Annotated in this window: 18 protein-coding genes; 8 read left to right on the top strand and 10 right to left on the bottom strand. The window is 57.5% G+C overall.

All coding sequences use genetic code 11. The features are described from left to right. Positions 1 to 163: 163 nt before the first annotated feature. Genes queE through ldcA form a run of 4 tightly spaced genes read left to right on the top strand, consistent with a single transcriptional unit; the run spans position 164 to position 2685 of the window. Positions 164 to 799, top strand: coding sequence for a 7-carboxy-7-deazaguanine synthase (queE, locus tag VNZ60_RS01075; RefSeq protein WP_325656335.1), 636 nt, complete (start codon positions 164 to 166; stop codon positions 797 to 799). A 22-nt stretch (positions 800 to 821) separates the two neighbouring features. Further along, positions 822 to 1271: a 6-carboxytetrahydropterin synthase QueD gene (queD, locus tag VNZ60_RS01070; protein ID WP_325656333.1), complete on the top strand. Its 450-nt coding sequence runs from the start codon at positions 822 to 824 to the stop codon at positions 1269 to 1271. A gap of 14 nt (positions 1272 to 1285) precedes the next feature. Further along, complete coding sequence (gene tadA, locus VNZ60_RS01065; RefSeq protein WP_325656331.1) at positions 1286 to 1753, top strand: tRNA adenosine(34) deaminase TadA; 468 nt, start codon at positions 1286 to 1288, stop codon at positions 1751 to 1753. Next, positions 1750 to 2685: a muramoyltetrapeptide carboxypeptidase gene (gene ldcA / locus VNZ60_RS01060; RefSeq protein ID WP_325656329.1), complete on the top strand. Its 936-nt coding sequence runs from the start codon at positions 1750 to 1752 to the stop codon at positions 2683 to 2685. The genes tadA and ldcA overlap by 4 nt, the downstream gene beginning before the upstream one ends. Before the next feature lie 88 nt (positions 2686 to 2773). Here the strand turns inward: ldcA and VNZ60_RS01055 are convergent, their stop codons facing one another. Beyond that, the gene (locus VNZ60_RS01055; protein ID WP_325656327.1) at positions 2774 to 3634 is read right to left on the bottom strand and encodes a LysR family transcriptional regulator; all 861 of its coding nucleotides are present in this window, start codon (positions 3632 to 3634) and stop codon (positions 2774 to 2776) included. 127 nt (positions 3635 to 3761) lie between these two features. Here VNZ60_RS01055 and bla point away from each other — a divergent pair, with 127 nt between their 5' ends. Further along, entirely contained in the window at positions 3762 to 4718 is a 957-nt protein-coding gene (bla, locus tag VNZ60_RS01050; protein WP_325656326.1) for a class A beta-lactamase, read from the top strand. Between the two features lie 125 nt (positions 4719 to 4843). Beyond that, complete coding sequence (locus tag VNZ60_RS01045; protein WP_325656324.1) at positions 4844 to 6445, top strand: ABC-F family ATPase; 1602 nt, start codon at positions 4844 to 4846, stop codon at positions 6443 to 6445. Positions 6446 to 6547: 102 nt separating this feature from the next. On the opposite strand, the gene VNZ60_RS01040 is transcribed toward VNZ60_RS01045, so the two are convergent. Further along, complete coding sequence (locus VNZ60_RS01040) at positions 6548 to 7099, bottom strand: hypothetical protein (RefSeq protein ID WP_325656322.1); 552 nt, start codon at positions 7097 to 7099, stop codon at positions 6548 to 6550. A gap of 272 nt (positions 7100 to 7371) precedes the next feature. Here VNZ60_RS01040 and nadA point away from each other — a divergent pair, with 272 nt between their 5' ends. Next, positions 7372 to 8523 (top strand): quinolinate synthase NadA, encoded by a 1152-nt coding sequence (nadA, locus tag VNZ60_RS01035; protein ID WP_325656321.1) that lies wholly within the window; start codon positions 7372 to 7374, stop codon positions 8521 to 8523. After that, positions 8520 to 9410 carry a carboxylating nicotinate-nucleotide diphosphorylase gene (nadC, locus tag VNZ60_RS01030; RefSeq protein WP_325656319.1) on the top strand — a complete coding sequence of 297 codons (891 nt, stop codon included), beginning with the start codon at positions 8520 to 8522 and terminating at the stop codon, positions 9408 to 9410. Before nadA ends, nadC begins: the two co-directional genes overlap by 4 nt. 41 nt (positions 9411 to 9451) lie before the next feature. Here the strand turns inward: nadC and VNZ60_RS01025 are convergent, their stop codons facing one another. The 8 genes from VNZ60_RS01025 to VNZ60_RS00990 form a co-directional block, all read right to left on the bottom strand. Beyond that, positions 9452 to 10564 carry a class I SAM-dependent methyltransferase gene (locus tag VNZ60_RS01025; protein WP_325656317.1) on the bottom strand — a complete coding sequence of 371 codons (1113 nt, stop codon included), beginning with the start codon at positions 10562 to 10564 and terminating at the stop codon, positions 9452 to 9454. Between the two features lie 2 nt (positions 10565 to 10566). Then, on the bottom strand, positions 10567 to 11316 hold the full coding sequence (locus VNZ60_RS01020) for a class I SAM-dependent methyltransferase (RefSeq protein WP_325656315.1): 750 nt from the start codon (positions 11314 to 11316) through the stop codon (positions 10567 to 10569). Between the two features lie 2 nt (positions 11317 to 11318). Beyond that, positions 11319 to 12110: a phytanoyl-CoA dioxygenase family protein gene (locus VNZ60_RS01015; protein WP_325656313.1), complete on the bottom strand. Its 792-nt coding sequence runs from the start codon at positions 12108 to 12110 to the stop codon at positions 11319 to 11321. Positions 12111 to 12130: 20 nt separating this feature from the next. Then, a complete protein-coding gene (locus VNZ60_RS01010; RefSeq protein ID WP_325656311.1) occupies positions 12131 to 12655 on the bottom strand; it encodes a GNAT family N-acetyltransferase in 525 nt (174 codons plus the stop codon). A 1-nt stretch (position 12656) separates the two neighbouring features. After that, complete coding sequence (locus tag VNZ60_RS01005; RefSeq protein ID WP_325656309.1) at positions 12657 to 13661, bottom strand: hypothetical protein; 1005 nt, start codon at positions 13659 to 13661, stop codon at positions 12657 to 12659. Next, positions 13654 to 14379: a WbqC family protein gene (locus VNZ60_RS01000; RefSeq protein ID WP_325656308.1), complete on the bottom strand. Its 726-nt coding sequence runs from the start codon at positions 14377 to 14379 to the stop codon at positions 13654 to 13656. Before VNZ60_RS01000 ends, VNZ60_RS01005 begins: the two co-directional genes overlap by 8 nt. Before the next feature lie 47 nt (positions 14380 to 14426). Then, entirely contained in the window at positions 14427 to 15554 is a 1128-nt protein-coding gene (gene vioA / locus VNZ60_RS00995; RefSeq protein WP_325656306.1) for a dTDP-4-amino-4,6-dideoxy-D-glucose aminotransferase VioA, read from the bottom strand. After that, a partial coding sequence (locus VNZ60_RS00990) for an O-linked N-acetylglucosamine transferase family protein (protein WP_473964748.1) occupies positions 15551 to 15896 on the bottom strand: 346 nt, incomplete at its 5' end. The genes VNZ60_RS00990 and vioA, both read right to left, overlap by 4 nt.

Raw genomic sequence — 15896 nt, 5'->3', positions numbered from 1 at the left:
ATGCGGATTTCCAGAGGCGAGGATCAAACGAAAAGCAAACTAGAATCAAACGAGAAACAACTGAGTAAGAATTACCCGTTACGGGACAGCGTTTAAGCGTCGCCAAGCCAGCATTGCGACGATTTCCTCCGTTCCCAACTGATGAGAATATGCGAGAAGCACCGTGACCTACAGCATCAAGGAAATTTTCTACACACTGCAAGGCGAAGGCACCCATGCCGGCCGCCCGGCGGTGTTTTGCCGTTTCAGCGGCTGCAATCTGTGGAGCGGTCGCGAAGAAGACCGCAGTACAGCGGTTTGCCAGTTCTGCGATACCGATTTTGTCGGCACCGACGGCGAAGGCGGCGGTAAATTCAAGGATAGTGAATCGTTGGCCAACACCATCAATGCGCTCTGGCCTGAGACCTACGCCGCCAGCAAATTCGTGGTGTTCACCGGCGGCGAACCGTTGCTGCAGCTGGATGCGGCACTAATAGACAGCATGCACGCGGCCGGTTTTGAAATCGCCATCGAAACCAACGGCACGCTGCTGCCGCCGCCAGGCATAGACTGGATCTGCGTCAGTCCAAAGATGGGTTCGGTGTTGAAGCTGCGCAAGGGCAATGAGTTGAAAGTGGTGATTCCGCAAGTCGGCCAATCGCTTGCGGCATATGAATCGCTTGATTTCGAACATTTCTACGTACAAGCCATGGATGGCCCGCAACTGGCGCACAATCTGGCGCTGGCGATTGAGACTTGCAAGCGCAATCCGAAATGGAAACTGAGCCTGCAGACCCACAAGTTGCTGCAGATTCCCTGAATTTATAAAGAAAAGATTAGCTATGCTTACCATCACCCGCAAACTGGAATTCGATGCCGGACACCGGATTCCCGATCACAAGAGCCAGTGCCGCAATCTGCACGGCCATCGCTACACTCTGGAAATTACTCTGGTCGGTGCGGTGATTGAAGTCGAGGGCAGCTCCGATAACGGCATGATCATGGATTTCTCTGACATCAAGACCTTGGCAAAACAGCATCTGGTGGATGTCTGGGATCACGCTTTCCTGGTCTACGAAAAAGACGCGGCAGTACGCGATTTCCTGGCGACGCTGCCAGATCACAAGACCGTCATCATCGACCGTATCCCGACAGTCGAGAACCTGGCGCGCACCGCTTTCGATATCCTCAAGGCGGCTTACAAGGATCACTACGGCACCGGTCTGCATCTGCAAAAACTGGTATTGCATGAAACGCCCAATTGCTGGGCCGAGATTTCAGAAGACCGTTGAGTCGTTGAGTGCCTATGCGTGATGCGATTTATATGCAGCAAGCCATTTCCCAGGCCCGCAATGCCTGGGCCTTGGGAGAGGTGCCGGTAGGCGCGCTGGTAGTGAAAGACGGACAGATCATCGCCACCGGTTTCAATCAGCCGATCGGCAATCACGATCCCACCGCGCATGCGGAAATCATGGCGCTGCGCGCAGCTGCCACCATCCTCGGTAATTATCGTCTGCCCGGTTGCGAAATGTACGTAACCCTGGAGCCGTGCGCGATGTGCGCCGGCGCCATGATGCACGCACGGCTCACACGCGTGATATACGGCGCCAGCGATCCCAAGACCGGCGCTTGCGGCTCGGTGCTCAATCTGTTTGAGCAGGAAAAATTGAATCACCACACCGAGGTGACGGCTGGCGTGCTGGCTGAGGAATGTGGCACACTACTCAAAGAATTTTTCGCCGAACGCCGGCAAGCTCAACAAAAACAATCGTGACTGAAATCTCCCAACTGCCTTCAAAAAAATCCGTCGGTGTGGCGCTGATTGCGCCCGGCGGTTACGCCCCCGACGAAGCAGCGCTGGCGCGCGGCATTCTGGCACTGCAAAGCCAGGGCTGCGTGGTCTATGACTACTATGATCCGGCCGCCAAATACCTGCGTTTCGGCGGCACCGACGCCGCCCGGGTAGAACAGATTTACGCGGCGATCGATAATCCCCAGGTGCAGATCGTACTGGCCATACGCGGCAGCTACGGTATGTCGCGTTTATTGCCGCTGCTGGATTTGCGCCGCCTGGCTGCCAGCAAGAAAATATTCGTCGGCCACAGCGACGTCACCGCGCTGCATCTGGCCCTGTTGGCGCAGACCGGAGCGACGAGTGTTGCCGGGCCTATGCTGTGCGGCGATTTCGGTGAAGCCGAGCTGAGCGAATATACGATGTCGCATTTTTGGCAGTGTTTGCGACAGCCGGAGCAGGTGCTGCAAATCAGCGCGCCTGACAATCCAGTCGTCAATGTCAGCGGCACCTTATGGGGCGGGAATCTGGCGATGCTGAACCATCTGATCGGCAGCTCCTATTTGCCGCAAATCGAAGACGGCATCTTGTTCCTTGAAGATATCGGCGAGCATCCATATCGCATCGAACGCATGATGCTGCAATTGCAATATGCCGGTATTTTGGGGCGGCAGCAGGCGATTGTATTGGGTGATTTCTCCAATTATCGCCTGGCCGAGTATGACAACGGTTATGGCTTCGATGCCATGCTGGCTTATCTGCGAGCTCACGTGCCGGTACCGATACTGACCGGCTTGCCGTTCGGTCATATCCGCGACAAGGTAACCCTGCAAGTGGGTGCACAAGCGCAATTGCGCTCTGATGCAAACGGCTTTCAACTGACTATTCAGAACCCGCTCATCCTGGCGTCCTGATATCTCCTATCTGCCGGCTAGAAAGCCCGTTCGCACTGCTGCTGGCGGGTAATGCATGTCATCCGATTAATTCGACTCTGACCCCAATTTAGTTGGTGGCATCGAGCAGCCATGCTCTAAAGGCTTGCATCGCGGGCGTGACTTGTTTGGATTTGAGGCGGGTCAGCCAGTAGCTGCCGCCGGCGATCTCGATGTCGAACGGGCGCGTCAGGCGGCCGTGTTGCAGCTCGCGGGCGAACATGCGGGTTGGCAGCAGTGCTACGCCGGCGCCTTGTGCCGCGGCTTCGGCCATGGTGAGCGAGGAATCGAACACGGTGCCTCTGAGCAAGGGGCAGGGCAGCGCCGCTGCGGTGAACCAGGCAGCCCATTCGTCGGTGCGGTAGGAGCGCAGCAATACTTGCCCAGCGAGGTCGGCTGGATCGCGCAGAAACGATGCGACTGCCGGCGAGCACATCGGTGACAGCGGCGCCGCCAGCAACGCTTCAGCTTCTGTCGCATGCCAGGCGCCGTCGCCGAAGCGGATCGCATAATCCAGCCCCTCGCCGGCGATATCGACCCGGTTATTGTTGGTGAACAAGCGGAAATCGACGAACGGGTGGGCTTGCTGGAAATCGCGCAGGCGCGGGATCAGCCAGCCAACGGCAAACGTGCCGACCGCGCCCACGGTCAGCACCTCACGCAAGCGTCTGCCGTCGCCGAATTGCTGTAGAACCGCGCCAATGCGGCCGAACGATTCTGCCAGCACCGGCAGCAGGGCGATGCCTTCGTCGGTCAGCGCCAACCCGCGCGGCAGTCTGCGGAATAGCTGCACCCCCATCCTTTCCTCAAGATTCTTCACCTGTTGGCTGATCGCCGCTTGCGTGACATTCAACTCGGAGGCGGCGCGGGTAAAACTCAGGAAGCGTGCCGAGACTTCGAAAGCGCGTAATGAATTGAGGGGAAGGTGCACGTTGTTTCTCCATTGGTTTCTTCATTTGGCCTAGTTTTTCTTATGGCTTGCCTTGGATATTGTAGCTTGAGAGATAATCCTGGCGGCGTTATCGTTGCTGCCTGTTCATACATCTAAGAGGGAAAACATGAAACGACGTCAGTTTGCCGGAAGCCTGGGAGCCGCTCTCGGAGCGTTAGTCTTAAGCGGCTACACACAGAAATCCTGGGCCTCGGCTGCTAAGGCCGGCAAGCCGCTGGCAGACCCGATTGCCCGGCAACTGCGTGAGATAGAAGCTAAAAGCGGCGGCCGCCTCGGTGTTGCCATCCTCGACACCCATAGCGGACAGGCCCATGCATATCGGGGCGATGAACGGTTTCCCATGTGCAGCACCTTCAAGTTGCTGGCAGCGGCATTCACGCTGAAGCGTGTGGACCAGGGCCAGGAACAACTGACTCGGCGGATCCGCTTCGAGACTGCCGATCTGGTCTCGTATTCGCCGGCCACCGAGAAACATGTCGGCGGCAGCGGTATGGCGGTGGCAGAACTGTGCGAAGCGGCCCTCACCCTCAGCGACAATACTGCAGCCAATTTGTTGCTGCACAGCTTTGGCGGCCCGCCTCAGTTGACCGCCTACCTGCGCTCCCTTGGCGATAAAGTGACCCGGCTCGACCGCATCGAGCCGGAGCTCAACCACGCCACCCCTGGCGATCCGCGCGACACCACCTCGCCGAATGCGATGCTGGCCACCATGCGCCAGCTGGTGTTGGGAACGGCCTTGTCCACTAGCTCGCGAGAGCAGCTGAAAAACTGGCTGCTCGGCAATACGACCGGCGACAAGCGTTTGCGTGCATTGTTGCCAGCCGGCTGGCGCGTGGCGGACAAGACGGGCTCGGGCGCTTACGGCTCTACTAACGATATCGGCGTGTTGTTCCCGCCAGGCCGCGCACCGCTATTGGTTGTCAGCTATCTGACCGAGACCAAGGCAGCGGAGGCCACGCGCAATGCAACGCTGGCGGAAGTCGGGCGTTTGGCGGCGTCGCTGGTAGTTGCTGATCAAACCAAGTCAGGCGGCGGTCAGGCGGAAAACGGAAGATTGAGCTGAATTCGTGGAAATAGCGGCTGCAGACGACGGTTTTACATCGCTTCATGCAGTGCACAAATGCGGATACTGTATAATGCCGCCACTATCTAACCCCATGATTCAATTAAGAAAAGACCAAAGCTAAGATGTTGTCCACCGCAAATATCACGATGCAGTTCGGCCCCAAGCCGCTGTTTGAAAACATTTCTGTCAAATTCGGCGATGGCAATCGCTATGGCTTGATCGGCGCCAACGGCTGCGGCAAATCCACGTTCATGAAGATCCTGGGTGGCGACTTGGAGTCGTCGGCCGGCAACGTGATGCTCGATCAGAACGAACGCTTGGGTAAATTGCGTCAGGATCAGTTTGCGTTTGAAGAAATGCGCGTGCTCGACGTCGTGATGATGGGGCACACCGAAATGTGGGCAGCGATGGCCGAGCGCGATGCGATCTACGCCAATCCCGAAGCCACCGACGACGACTACATGAAGGCGGCCGACCTGGAAGCCAGGTTTGCCGAATACGACGGCTATACCGCCGAAGCGCGTGCTGGTGAGTTGCTGTTGGGGGTAGGCGTCTCGATCGAACAGCATCAAGGCCCGATGAGCAATGTCGCGCCAGGCTGGAAGCTGCGCGTATTGCTGGCGCAGGCGTTGTTTTCGAATCCGGATATCCTGCTGCTCGACGAACCGACCAACAACCTCGATATCAATACCATTCGTTGGCTGGAAGATGTGCTGAACCAGCGCAACTCGACCATGATCATCATTTCCCATGATCGCCATTTCCTGAACCAGGTGTGTACTCACATGGCCGACATGGACTACGGCACCCTGAAGGTTTACCCCGGCAATTACGATGACTACATGCTGGCGTCGTCGCAAGCGCGTGCGCAGCAGTTGTCGGTGAATGCCAAGGCCAAGGACAAAGTCGCTGAATTGCAGGATTTCGTGCGCCGCTTCTCGGCCAACAAATCAAAGGCACGCCAGGCTACTTCGCGCGCCAAGCAAATCGAAAAAATCAAGGTCGAGGACGTCAAGCCATCCAGCCGCGCCAATCCCTTCGTGCGTTTTGACGGCGAGAAAAAACTGCATCGGCTGGCAGTCGAAGTGCAGGGCATCAGCAAGACTTACGATCGGCCGATTTTCAAGAATTTCAGCATCATGGTTGAAGCCGGCGAAAAAATCGCCATCATCGGCGCCAACGGCGCCGGTAAAACCACGCTGTTGCGCAGCATAGGCGGCAGCGATATCGCTGGCCTGGAAGCCGACAGCGGTCTGGTCAAATGGGCAGAGAACGCCAATGTCGGCTACATGCCGCAAGATCCGACCGAAGATTTTGCGACCGACAAAACACTCACCGACTGGATGGGCCAATGGACGCAGGAAGGCGATGACGACCAGGCCGTACGTTCCAGCCTGGGCCGTTTGCTGTTCAGCGGCGACGACGTCAAGAAGTCCGTCAAGGTATTGTCCGGTGGCGAAAAGGGCCGCATGATGTATGGCAAGCTGATGCTGGGCCGCCATAACGTACTGCTGCTGGATGAGCCAACCAACCATATGGATATGGAATCGATCGAGTCGCTCAACATCGCGCTGGAGAAGTATGCCGGCACCCTGATCTTCGTCTCGCACGACCGCGAGTTCGTGTCGTCGCTGGCGACCCGGGTATTGGAAGTCAAGGAAAACGAAGTGGTGGACTTCCAGGGTTCTTACGAGGATTACCTGAGCAGCCAGGGCATCGAGTAAATGCAAATCGTCGGGCGCGGAAATCACTGCGCCATGATGTAAAAAAAGCGTGGCAGAATTTATCTGCCACGCTTTTTTTATCGCTGTACGGATTGCACTAGTTTACGGTGGCGGCCGCTCTCCCAGATACAACAACTGATCCAGCCGGCCGCGCAGGCTGCGGGCGATTTCATCGCCCTTGGCCTTGAGCACCGCTTCCAGATATTGCTGCCGCAGTTCGCGGAAATCCTGGACGCTGCTGGCGCGCTCGACCTTCAGCTGCAAACCGTATCCGCGCAGGCCGATCATGCTCTTGATGGTGTTGTTATAGAAATGGTAAATCGCTTCAAACTGGGTTTGCCCCGGCGGCAACACCTGTTCAATCGGCAGCGGCGGAGCAGGTGGCGGGATCTCTTTCACCACCGCAGTTTCGATAGCGGCGGCGGTATGACCTGCGTTATTGCCGGTATCGGCGCTGACCTGGATCAGACCGGCTTGCAGCAACTCATCCAGATGCTCCTGGCCCAGACCCAGGCCGGCTACCTTCCTCAGTAATTCATCGTTGCCGGTCTTGCCGTCTACCAGCAATAACAGCGTACGCAAGCGTGGCGCAACGGTTTGGCCGCGTGTTGCTATTTCTGTACGGCCGCGCTCGGTCTTGTCGAAAATGATCATGATGCCCCTGTATTCCTTTATTGCATCCAAAAAAATGCCAGAAGATGCACTCCGGCAATTTTTTGGTGACAGTCTTGTATGATAATTGTTAAATCATAGTACGGGAGTTCATTCCAGCTTGCAATACGGTAATGTTAAGACACGGCGTAACGGATAGCGGTAGAATTCCGTTCCAGCTAAAGCGTGCCAACTGCGGCAAAATATGTTATTCGGCCTTCTGTCGTATTATTGTGACCTAACCGCAGTTCATTACCCTCTCATCCATCGTAGCCATGCAAACCCACGCCATCAAAACCGTTGAATTCGAGCGGCCGCAAATGGACCTAGGCAGTAGCGCAGCATCCAGCTGCACCGCCCATGCCTGGGCTCGCGTCCCTGATACCCCCACGCCAGACCAGAAAATCGCACTCAAGGAGCGCATCAAACGCTTGCTCAAAGAACAGCAGGCAGTGCTGGTTGCGCATTATTACGTTGATGGCGATATACAAGACCTGGCAGAAGAAACCGGCGGCTGCGTCTCCGATTCGCTGGAAATGGCGCGCTTCGGCCGCGATCATCCGGCCAAGACGCTGGTGGTTGCCGGCGTCAAGTTCATGGGCGAAACCTCAAAAATCCTGAGCCCGCATAAACGCGTGCTGATGCCCGATCTGGATGCAACCTGTTCGCTCGATCTGGGATGCCCAGCGGACCAGTTCTCTGCCTTTTGCGATGCTCATCCGGACCGTACCGTGGTGGTGTACGCCAACACCAGCGCCGCCGTCAAAGCCCGCGCCGACTGGATGGTGACTTCCTCGATCGGCCTCGACATCGTCGCCCATCTGCACGCGCAAGGTAAAAAAATCCTGTGGGCGCCGGACAAGCATCTGGGTGGTTATATACAGAAAAAGACCGGCGCCGACATGTTGCTGTGGCAGGGTTCCTGCCTGGTGCATGACGAATTCAAGGGCGTCGAGCTGGAATTGCTGCGCCAGCAGCATCCACACGCCAAGATCCTGGTCCATCCGGAATCGCCGGAAGCTGTGGTGGCGCAAGCCGACGTGGTTGGCTCCACCACGCAACTGATCGCCGCCGCCCAGACCCTGGACGCCGACGAATTCATCGTTGCAACCGACAACGGCATTTTGCACAAGATGAGAATGGCGGCGCCGGGCAAACGTTTTATCGACGCCCCGACCGCCGGCAACAGCGCCACTTGCAAGAGCTGCGCGCACTGCCCATGGATGGCGATGAATGGCTTGCAGAATCTGGCCGACGTGCTGGAATCCGGCAGCAATGAAATCCATGTCGATGCTGAAATCGGCCGCAAGGCGGTGGGCTGTATCGACCGCATGCTCGACTTTGCGGCGCAACGCAAAGCCAATGTGCGCCCATCCAGCGATCTGGCGCAAGAACAAAAACTGTTTTCAGGAATCGGTCCCGCATGAGTACTTCCACCGGCAACTTAGTTAGTAACCTAAAGAACCGTTTCGCGCCGTTTGACGCTGCGTTGCAAACGGCATTTGATGGCAATATCCGGAGCGCGATCGCCGAAGATGTCGGCAGCGGCGATCTGACCGGCAAGCTGGTCCCCGAGCAGCAGATGGTCAAGGCGCGCGTGATCGTGCGTGAGCAGGCAGTGCTGTGCGGCGCGCCGTGGTTCGAAGCGGTGATGCAGCAGCTGGATGCGCGGATTCGTATCGAATGGTCTTATGCCGAGGGCGATCTGATGAGCGCCGACAGCCAGGTTTGTATCATCGATGCGCCCGCCAGGGCCCTGTTGACCGCAGAACGCACCGCCTTGAATTTCCTGCAATTGCTGTCCGGCGTTGCCAGCGCGACGCGTGTTTACGTCAACGCCATTGCCGACACCAAGGCGCATATTCTCGATACCCGCAAAACCCTGCCCGGCCTGCGGCTGGCGCAAAAATACGCGGTGCGCGTGGGCGGCGGACATAATCAGCGCCTGGCTTTGTACGACGGTATCCTGATCAAGGAAAATCACATTGCTGCAGCCGGCGGCATTGCTGCAGCCATGCAGGCCGCAGACAAGCTGGACGCGGGCGTCACGGTGCAGATCGAAGTGGAAAGCCTGGTGCAGCTGGATGAAGCATTGCGCGCAGGGGCAAAATCGATCCTGCTTGATAACTTCAGCCTCGACGCCATGCGCGACGCCGTCAGCCTGACTGCCGGCCGGGCGCTGCTGGAAGCTTCCGGCGGCATCAACATGGCTTCCGTGCGGGCGATCGCTGAAACCGGGGTTGACCGGATTTCGATCGGCAGCCTGACCAAGGATGTCCGGGCAACGGATTACTCGTTGCGGATTATTGAGTAAATCGATGACGGCCCGGCCTTGGTTCCCGGCCAGCCGTCATATCAATAATCGCCGCCTGGAGACAGCTGAATGAACAGCGCGCTGCCCATGACAAAGGCGACGTCGATTTTCTCCTGGTTTTCCGCCAGGAATTCGTCCCCGGCCCGTTGCGGGCCATCGCCATACGGCCAGACATAATCGTCGACGACAATCCAGCCGCCTGCCGCCACTAAGCCGCTCCATGCGGCGATATCGGCCTGCGCGGCGCTGTAGCTATGGTTGCCGTCGATATGCAAGATGGCGATACTGCCGCTGTAGTCGGTGGTGCCGAAGGTTGCGGTGCTGGCCTGGCGCCGGCTCCTGTACTGGAGCGCGGCGTCCACCGACGGCAGGCGCAGATAATTCACATGATCGGCGCTGTACGGCAGCAGATTCATTTCGAACACGGCCAGGGCTTCTTCGGCGTCGACTTGCGCGGAGACGGTGTCGACCATGCCTTGTTCGTCGTTCTGCACCAGATGCTGGTTGGACCAGGGATCGACGCATAGCAGCTTGCCGATATCGTACAGTCGCGCCAGGCGCGCCAGAATGAAAGCGGACTTGCCCCACCAGCTGCCGATTTCGACGATGTCGCCGCGCGGGCTGTGCCTTGCGATTTCGCATAGCACGCGGAATTTCTCGTGATCGCACATGCCGGGAATGACATCGGCATGCCGCACCAAGGCGGCGAGTTCGATCTGTGCGACCGGTTTTTTTCCGGCGATATTTGACGCCAGAGGCAACGCCGTTGCGAGCAATTTCCCGGCATGATGGATGGCTGAACGATAGCCGTTCAATTCCATGTCGACCGGCGATTCGTTCACCAGGCTGACGCCAGGCGCAATCTCTTTCAGCGTACGATTCAGATAATCCCAGACCACCGGGTTGGGGGTGTAAATGCCGCTGATATTGCATTGCGTGATGGCCTGTCCCAGCTTCTCACCGAACTCAGGCGCGGTGATGTCGGGCAAGTTCAGCCATGCCGGATATTTTTCCTGCGACGGGTCCAAGCTCAGCGACGAAGCGCCGATCACGCTGCGGCCTTCGCCCAGCGCCTTGCGCAGAAACTCCAGCGAACGCGGCATGCCGGCTGGAAAAATCAGGATGGGTTTGACGTGGTTATCGGAATTCATCATTGTCAATCGCGGCCGCATACCATGTAAATACTGGCCGACAGATCCGGGTATTGCATGCCGAGCGCGTAGCAACCGTCGAGATAAGCTTGATCGATGATCTTGTGCTGCAGCAGCTGGTCGAACTGGAAATTGGCGAATGGCTTGAAGAACACGCCGCCTCTGGCTTGGATTTGCAAACCTGCCTGCCGCACCGCATGTTCCAGCGTATCCAGACTGTAGGTGCAGCGATGGCCGTGCGCCAGTTCACCGGCGGTAACTGCGGCATTGGTGTCGATCAAGCCCATTTTGACGGCGATCTGGCGCGAGGCGGCGTTAGCGTTTGGTACCACCACAAACAGCCGGCCGGTCGGGCTCAGCCATTGGCGGATCCGCGCCAGCGCCTGGACCGGCTGGTCCAGGTGCTCTAGTGTATGGACCAGGAAAATGGCGTCGTAGATCGGTTCCAGTTCGGCGGTTTCGATGGTGGAATGAATGAAGCGGACAGTCGGCGCGACTTTGCGTTTGGCCACTTCAATCAAACTGTCGGCGGCTTCAATCACGCTCAGGTCGTCGAAATGTTCGGTGTACAGCTTGGTGGTTTCACCTTCAAAGCAGCCTAATTCCAATGCCTTGCCTTTGGCAAAGAAGGGCGACAGCGTGCGCATCATGTAGCGCCGCACGACATAGTCGAAATCGTAGGCATATTGCCTGGCGTCGTTATCCTGGTATTCCTGATTGTGATCTCTGCTGCAATCTATAGAGCTGTTTTTCATCGTTAGCCTTGGCCTGGTTTGTACATGCGTTTTTCCGGTGGCTGATACCACTCGTCGTAGTTGCTCGGCACGCGAGCGTTGTAGCCTAAAAGCTGGCGCAGCTTGTCATTCTTGGGGTAGGCGTCGCCCAACATGCGCGGATAATCCATTTGTTGCTTGAAGAACGGCCGGGTGAAGGTCAGGGTGAGCGCCATCCGCGGCTGGGATGTTGTGTTCGGCGCCGCCGAATGCCAGAGATTGGAGTCGAACAGCAGAATGCTGCCGGCCTTGCCGATGGCGCGCGCCGAGTTGCTAGCCAGGTAAGCTTCGGCGGGCCTGTCCTTGACTTGATGGCTGCCTGGAACCAGCTTTGTCGCACCGTTTTCCAGCGTGAAATCGTCGACCATGACCAGCATGTTGAGCATCAGCCGAAAATCCTTCGAATAGGTCCTGACGTCCCGGTGGAAATTCTGTCCATGCTGGTAGGCGTTTGCCGAATGCGGCAGGTTATTCAGTGCGCCGTAGGAATTGAGGATATATTCGCTATCGAAATAGGCGCGTATGTATTCATCCAGATAGAAGGCCGACAAGAAATCATCCAGACTGTCCGCGCCGCCGGCGATATGATGAGCGGCGCCATCCATGCCGCTATCCAGGCCATTCTTGCGTTGCCAGTGCCGGCAGATTTCCTGTTTCAGTGGAATCTCGGCGCGCAGCCGCTCGATCATGCCGGGCGCAACGGCTTGCCCGAATATGACAAATCCCGTTTCAGCGATTTGCTGCTGGAAATCCGTAATGCTGATAGGTGTGCTCATAGGTGTACTCATAAGCGTGCTCACTGCGGTCCGCCGTATTCGTTCGAGAGTATCGACATTTGAATCAGGTCAGCATAGCCGCCGTTCTTGAATAGCGCGTCGCGCAGCTTGCCTTCTTCGCTAAATCCGATTTTTTTATACATGCTGAATGCGCGCACGTTGCTCGATAAAACGCTGAGATAAATCCGGTGCAGATTGAGATCGTGAAAGGCATGACTCAGCAGCCGCTGCATCGCCAGTTTTCCAAGCCCCCGGTCTTGCGCTTCGATTTCACCAATCCAGATCGCGCATTCGGCATTGCGGTGCAGCCAGTCGATGTTGAGCAAATACACCACGCCGATCAGTTGCCGGGTGCCATCGTCGCAAATCGCCAGCCTGACGTTGTTGCTTCTGGAGGAAAGGTAATGCTCCATCCATTTTTCGTCGCTGTCCATGCCGATGAATCGGAAGGCCGTCCCTAATTGCGCCACCATCTCGGCATTGTTGCGCCAGCGGTTGATGGCAGCCAGGTCGGACCGGTTCAGCTCTCTGAAATAAGGCGTCATATCATCGATCTCCCAGCAAGCGGGCCAGGGTATCTGCGACCCTGCTCAATGCCGTCCGGTCGTAGCGTTGATCGCAAGGAATCGGCAGGCAATTCTCGACCATATCCCGTTCCAGCGAGTCGGCTGCCGTTCCGCTTGCCGCTTCAGGCCAGTAAGTTGGAACAAAAATACGTTCGGCAAGCAAGGCTTTGCGCAGGTCGGGAATTGCAGAAAGGAGTGGGTAGCACAATGGCCCGTCTGCATCCGCCGGATCAATTTGCATGCGGTTCACATGCTGCAAGCGGCTGTGCAGGAATTGAAAGTTGTCATTGCGGCGCAGTCTTACAACTTCGTCATCGATGCTGGCAAGCAGGCGGCGCGTTAGGGGCGACATGGCGGCCGGCCGGCTATCGTCGAGCGTTTGTTCCGCCTGTTGGAATGCGGCATAACCGGCTTCGGGAACCGAGTACAGCCGCGCCAGCAAATGCGCGCAACGGGCCAGCGAATTCGCATCATGATGCTCAGGCTCGGCAACCGGTAAAGTTGTCAGTAACAGGCCGCCATCCGGTATCCCAAAGAATTTTCGCGGCGAGTAGATGGTCGCCAGACCGGGCCCGGGCGGTGAAAAGTAGGCTTGCGAATGATCGAATATCAATTGCGCGGGATTGAACCGTATCGACAACGCCTGTTGCTGGCGTCCGCAAATGCCGAAGTAGTTGACATGCAGCAGCCAGTCGCCGTCGGCAAGGACGACTGACGGCGCGACGCCCAGCTGCGGATCGAGATCATAGAAACTGCATTCGATGGCGAGCGCATGCACCACGTCCGGCATCGCATTGCAAATGTATTTTGGCAGCCAGACACGTTTGGGTTTCCCGACCAGCAACAGCGCATGAAATGCTGCGCGCGCCGACTGGAATCTCAAGGCATCCGGATACAGCCGGTGGACCGCTTGCGGCAATTCAAGTTCGAGATAGCCGCCTATCGCGGTTGCGCCGGTTGAGGCGGTTGAGTTTATGTTACGCATGATGGAGATTACCGATGTCGTTAAATAGCCCAGGCCGGATCAGCCGATACGCGTCAAGATGCGTTTTGATGGCGACCGGCCCGACCGCCATCAGCGCATCGACGATCGACAGATAGGGCAAGAACTCGCGGGAGGCCTGTGGATACGGGATCGGCTGCATGACGAGGAAACGCAGATCTATGCCTTGCTGGTAAAACGCTGAAGCGTCATACAGCCCCTGGCCGCCTTGTGGATTGATGTATACGGTCGCTCCCTCGCGCCGGCAAATGTTGATGACGCGCGCCTGGCCATCCAGGCTATCCTTCTGATGGCATTTGCTGGCCAGGATAAATTGGGTCGCCAACCCCATGAAGGCCGCCAGGGTTTGGAGCTGGTGCGCCAGGAATTCGCCCAGGCTGTCTGTGCGGTGACGGATGATCGCTGCAAGGACCGGGAATACCTCAGGGAAGCAGGGCGCCTGGCGATAAGTCAGTTCCAATGTCTTGACCAGCTTGTCGCGCCAGACCTCGGATGGCTGCAGGCCGATGTCGCATATGCGTCGGTTCGACGACGCCTGTTGCAGCGGCAGTGTGAAATACGCGGGAGCGCGGTTGATCAGGATCCGGTTGCGATTGATCCAACCGCTTTTGATGTAGTTGACATCGTCGTAGATGACGAAGCGCTCGGCCGCCCGCATCAGCTGCCAATAGCCGATATAGGGCAGAAAATAGGGCTGCATGATAACCAGACTGCGCGCCAGACTACGTGCCAGACTCAGACTACCCATCAGCCACGCTCGCCGGCAATCAGTTCAACAATGAAATCGACCTGCTCCGGCATCAGCGCCGGATAGATCGGCAGGCAGATTACCTGGCCCGACACTTCCCTGGCGACCGGCAGATTTTCATGCGCGGCAGACGGCAGGCCGCGATACATCGGAAAATCGGTGATCAATGGATAGAAGTAGCGGCGCGCGTAAATGTCGTGATTCTTCAACTTGTTGTACAAATTATCGCGGCTGAGCGGAAAGTGATTCTGGACGAAGATCGGGAAATACGCATGGTTGGACTGTAAATTTTCTGCCAGCGGCAAGCAGCCAATACCTTCCACCCCGGCCAGGCCGGCCCGATAGCGCCGGTCGATAGCCTGGCGCTGTTGCAAGGCTTGATCGATGCCTTTGAGCTGCAGCATGCCGAAGGCGGCATTGATTTCGCTCATCTTGCCGTTGATGCCTGGCGCCACCACGGTCACTTCGTCGACAAAGCCGAAATTTTTCAGGTGATCCACGCGTTGCTTGGTTTTTGCATCTTGGGAAACGATAGCGCCGCCTTCAAAGGTATTGAATACCTTGGTGGCATGGAAACTCAGTACCGACAGATCGCCGTGATTGAGGGTGCTGTTGCCATTGGTTTTCACGCCAAAGGCATGGGCGGCATCGTAGACCACTTTCAGGCCATAGACGTCGGCGATGTTCTGGATGCGCTCGACGTCGCACGGATTGCCATAGCAATGCACCGGCATGATCGCGGTGGTTTGCGGGGTAATTGCGGCCTCGATTTTTGCCGGATCCAGGTTCAGCGTTACCGGATCGATGTCGACAAATACCGGCTTGATACCGTTCCATAGCAGGGAATGCGCGGTCGCCACGAAGGAGTACGGAGTGGTGATGACTTCGCCGCCGATGCGCAATGCCTGCAAGGCGGTGATCAGCGCCAGTGTGCCGTTGGCGAACAAGGAAATATGCTTGACACCGAGGTAGTCGCACAGGGCCTGCTCCAGTTGCTTGTGAAACGGGCCGCAATTGGTCAGGATCTTGTTGCTCCAGATTTGTTCCAGATAGGGCATGAACTCGGCTAATGGCGGCAGCAGCGGCTGCGTGACATAAATCTGCGGTGGTTTTGTCAGACAGTTCATGCGCTGGCCTTTGGTAAACAACGGCGATGGTCTTGCGGGGATGGCGGGATGGTCGCGGCAGGTTCATCGTTGCACCAGCGGCGCCACATGGTGCGCATGGCGGCTGTGAGGCTGTCGGCGATGCGCGCCGGCTGGCTGATGGGCGAGTTGGTGAAGCGCTCGCGCAAGCTTGCGCGGATATCGGCGAGCAAAGCCGGATCGTTGGCCAAGGCCAAACCCTTGCCGACGAATTCCTCGGCGTCCTGTGCCACAAACTGCTGCAACCCGACCTGCGCCAGGATTGCCGCGCCGGTACGGCCGGCGACGGTATTGCCGGCCAGGGTCAAGGTCGGCACGCCCATC

Source organism: Collimonas sp., assembly GCF_035566375.1.
GTDB lineage: Bacteria > Pseudomonadota > Gammaproteobacteria > Burkholderiales > Burkholderiaceae_D > Collimonas.
This window is presented reverse-complemented; position numbering and strand designations above follow the sequence as displayed.

Bases quoted from the DNA above. Each gene is read 5' to 3' on its own strand.
- queD (WP_325656333.1), top strand. From the start codon at position 822: ATGCTTACCATCACCCGCAAACTGGAATTCGATGCCGGACACCGGATT.
- tadA (WP_325656331.1), top strand. From the start codon at position 1,286: ATGCGTGATGCGATTTATATGCAGCAAGCCATTTCCCAGGCCCGCAAT.
- bla (WP_325656326.1), top strand. From the start codon at position 3,762: ATGAAACGACGTCAGTTTGCCGGAAGCCTGGGAGCCGCTCTCGGAGCG.
- VNZ60_RS01045 (WP_325656324.1), top strand. From the start codon at position 4,844: ATGTTGTCCACCGCAAATATCACGATGCAGTTCGGCCCCAAGCCGCTG.
- VNZ60_RS01040 (WP_325656322.1), bottom strand. From the start codon at position 7,099: ATGATCATTTTCGACAAGACCGAGCGCGGCCGTACAGAAATAGCAACA.
- nadA (WP_325656321.1), top strand. From the start codon at position 7,372: ATGCAAACCCACGCCATCAAAACCGTTGAATTCGAGCGGCCGCAAATG.
- nadC (WP_325656319.1), top strand. From the start codon at position 8,520: ATGAGTACTTCCACCGGCAACTTAGTTAGTAACCTAAAGAACCGTTTC.
- VNZ60_RS01025 (WP_325656317.1), bottom strand. From the start codon at position 10,564: ATGATGAATTCCGATAACCACGTCAAACCCATCCTGATTTTTCCAGCC.
- VNZ60_RS01020 (WP_325656315.1), bottom strand. From the start codon at position 11,316: ATGAAAAACAGCTCTATAGATTGCAGCAGAGATCACAATCAGGAATAC.
- VNZ60_RS01015 (WP_325656313.1), bottom strand. From the start codon at position 12,110: ATGAGCACACCTATCAGCATTACGGATTTCCAGCAGCAAATCGCTGAA.
- VNZ60_RS01010 (WP_325656311.1), bottom strand. From the start codon at position 12,655: ATGACGCCTTATTTCAGAGAGCTGAACCGGTCCGACCTGGCTGCCATC.
- VNZ60_RS01005 (WP_325656309.1), bottom strand. From the start codon at position 13,661: ATGCGTAACATAAACTCAACCGCCTCAACCGGCGCAACCGCGATAGGC.
- VNZ60_RS01000 (WP_325656308.1), bottom strand. From the start codon at position 14,379: ATGCAGCCCTATTTTCTGCCCTATATCGGCTATTGGCAGCTGATGCGG.
- vioA (WP_325656306.1), bottom strand. From the start codon at position 15,554: ATGAACTGTCTGACAAAACCACCGCAGATTTATGTCACGCAGCCGCTG.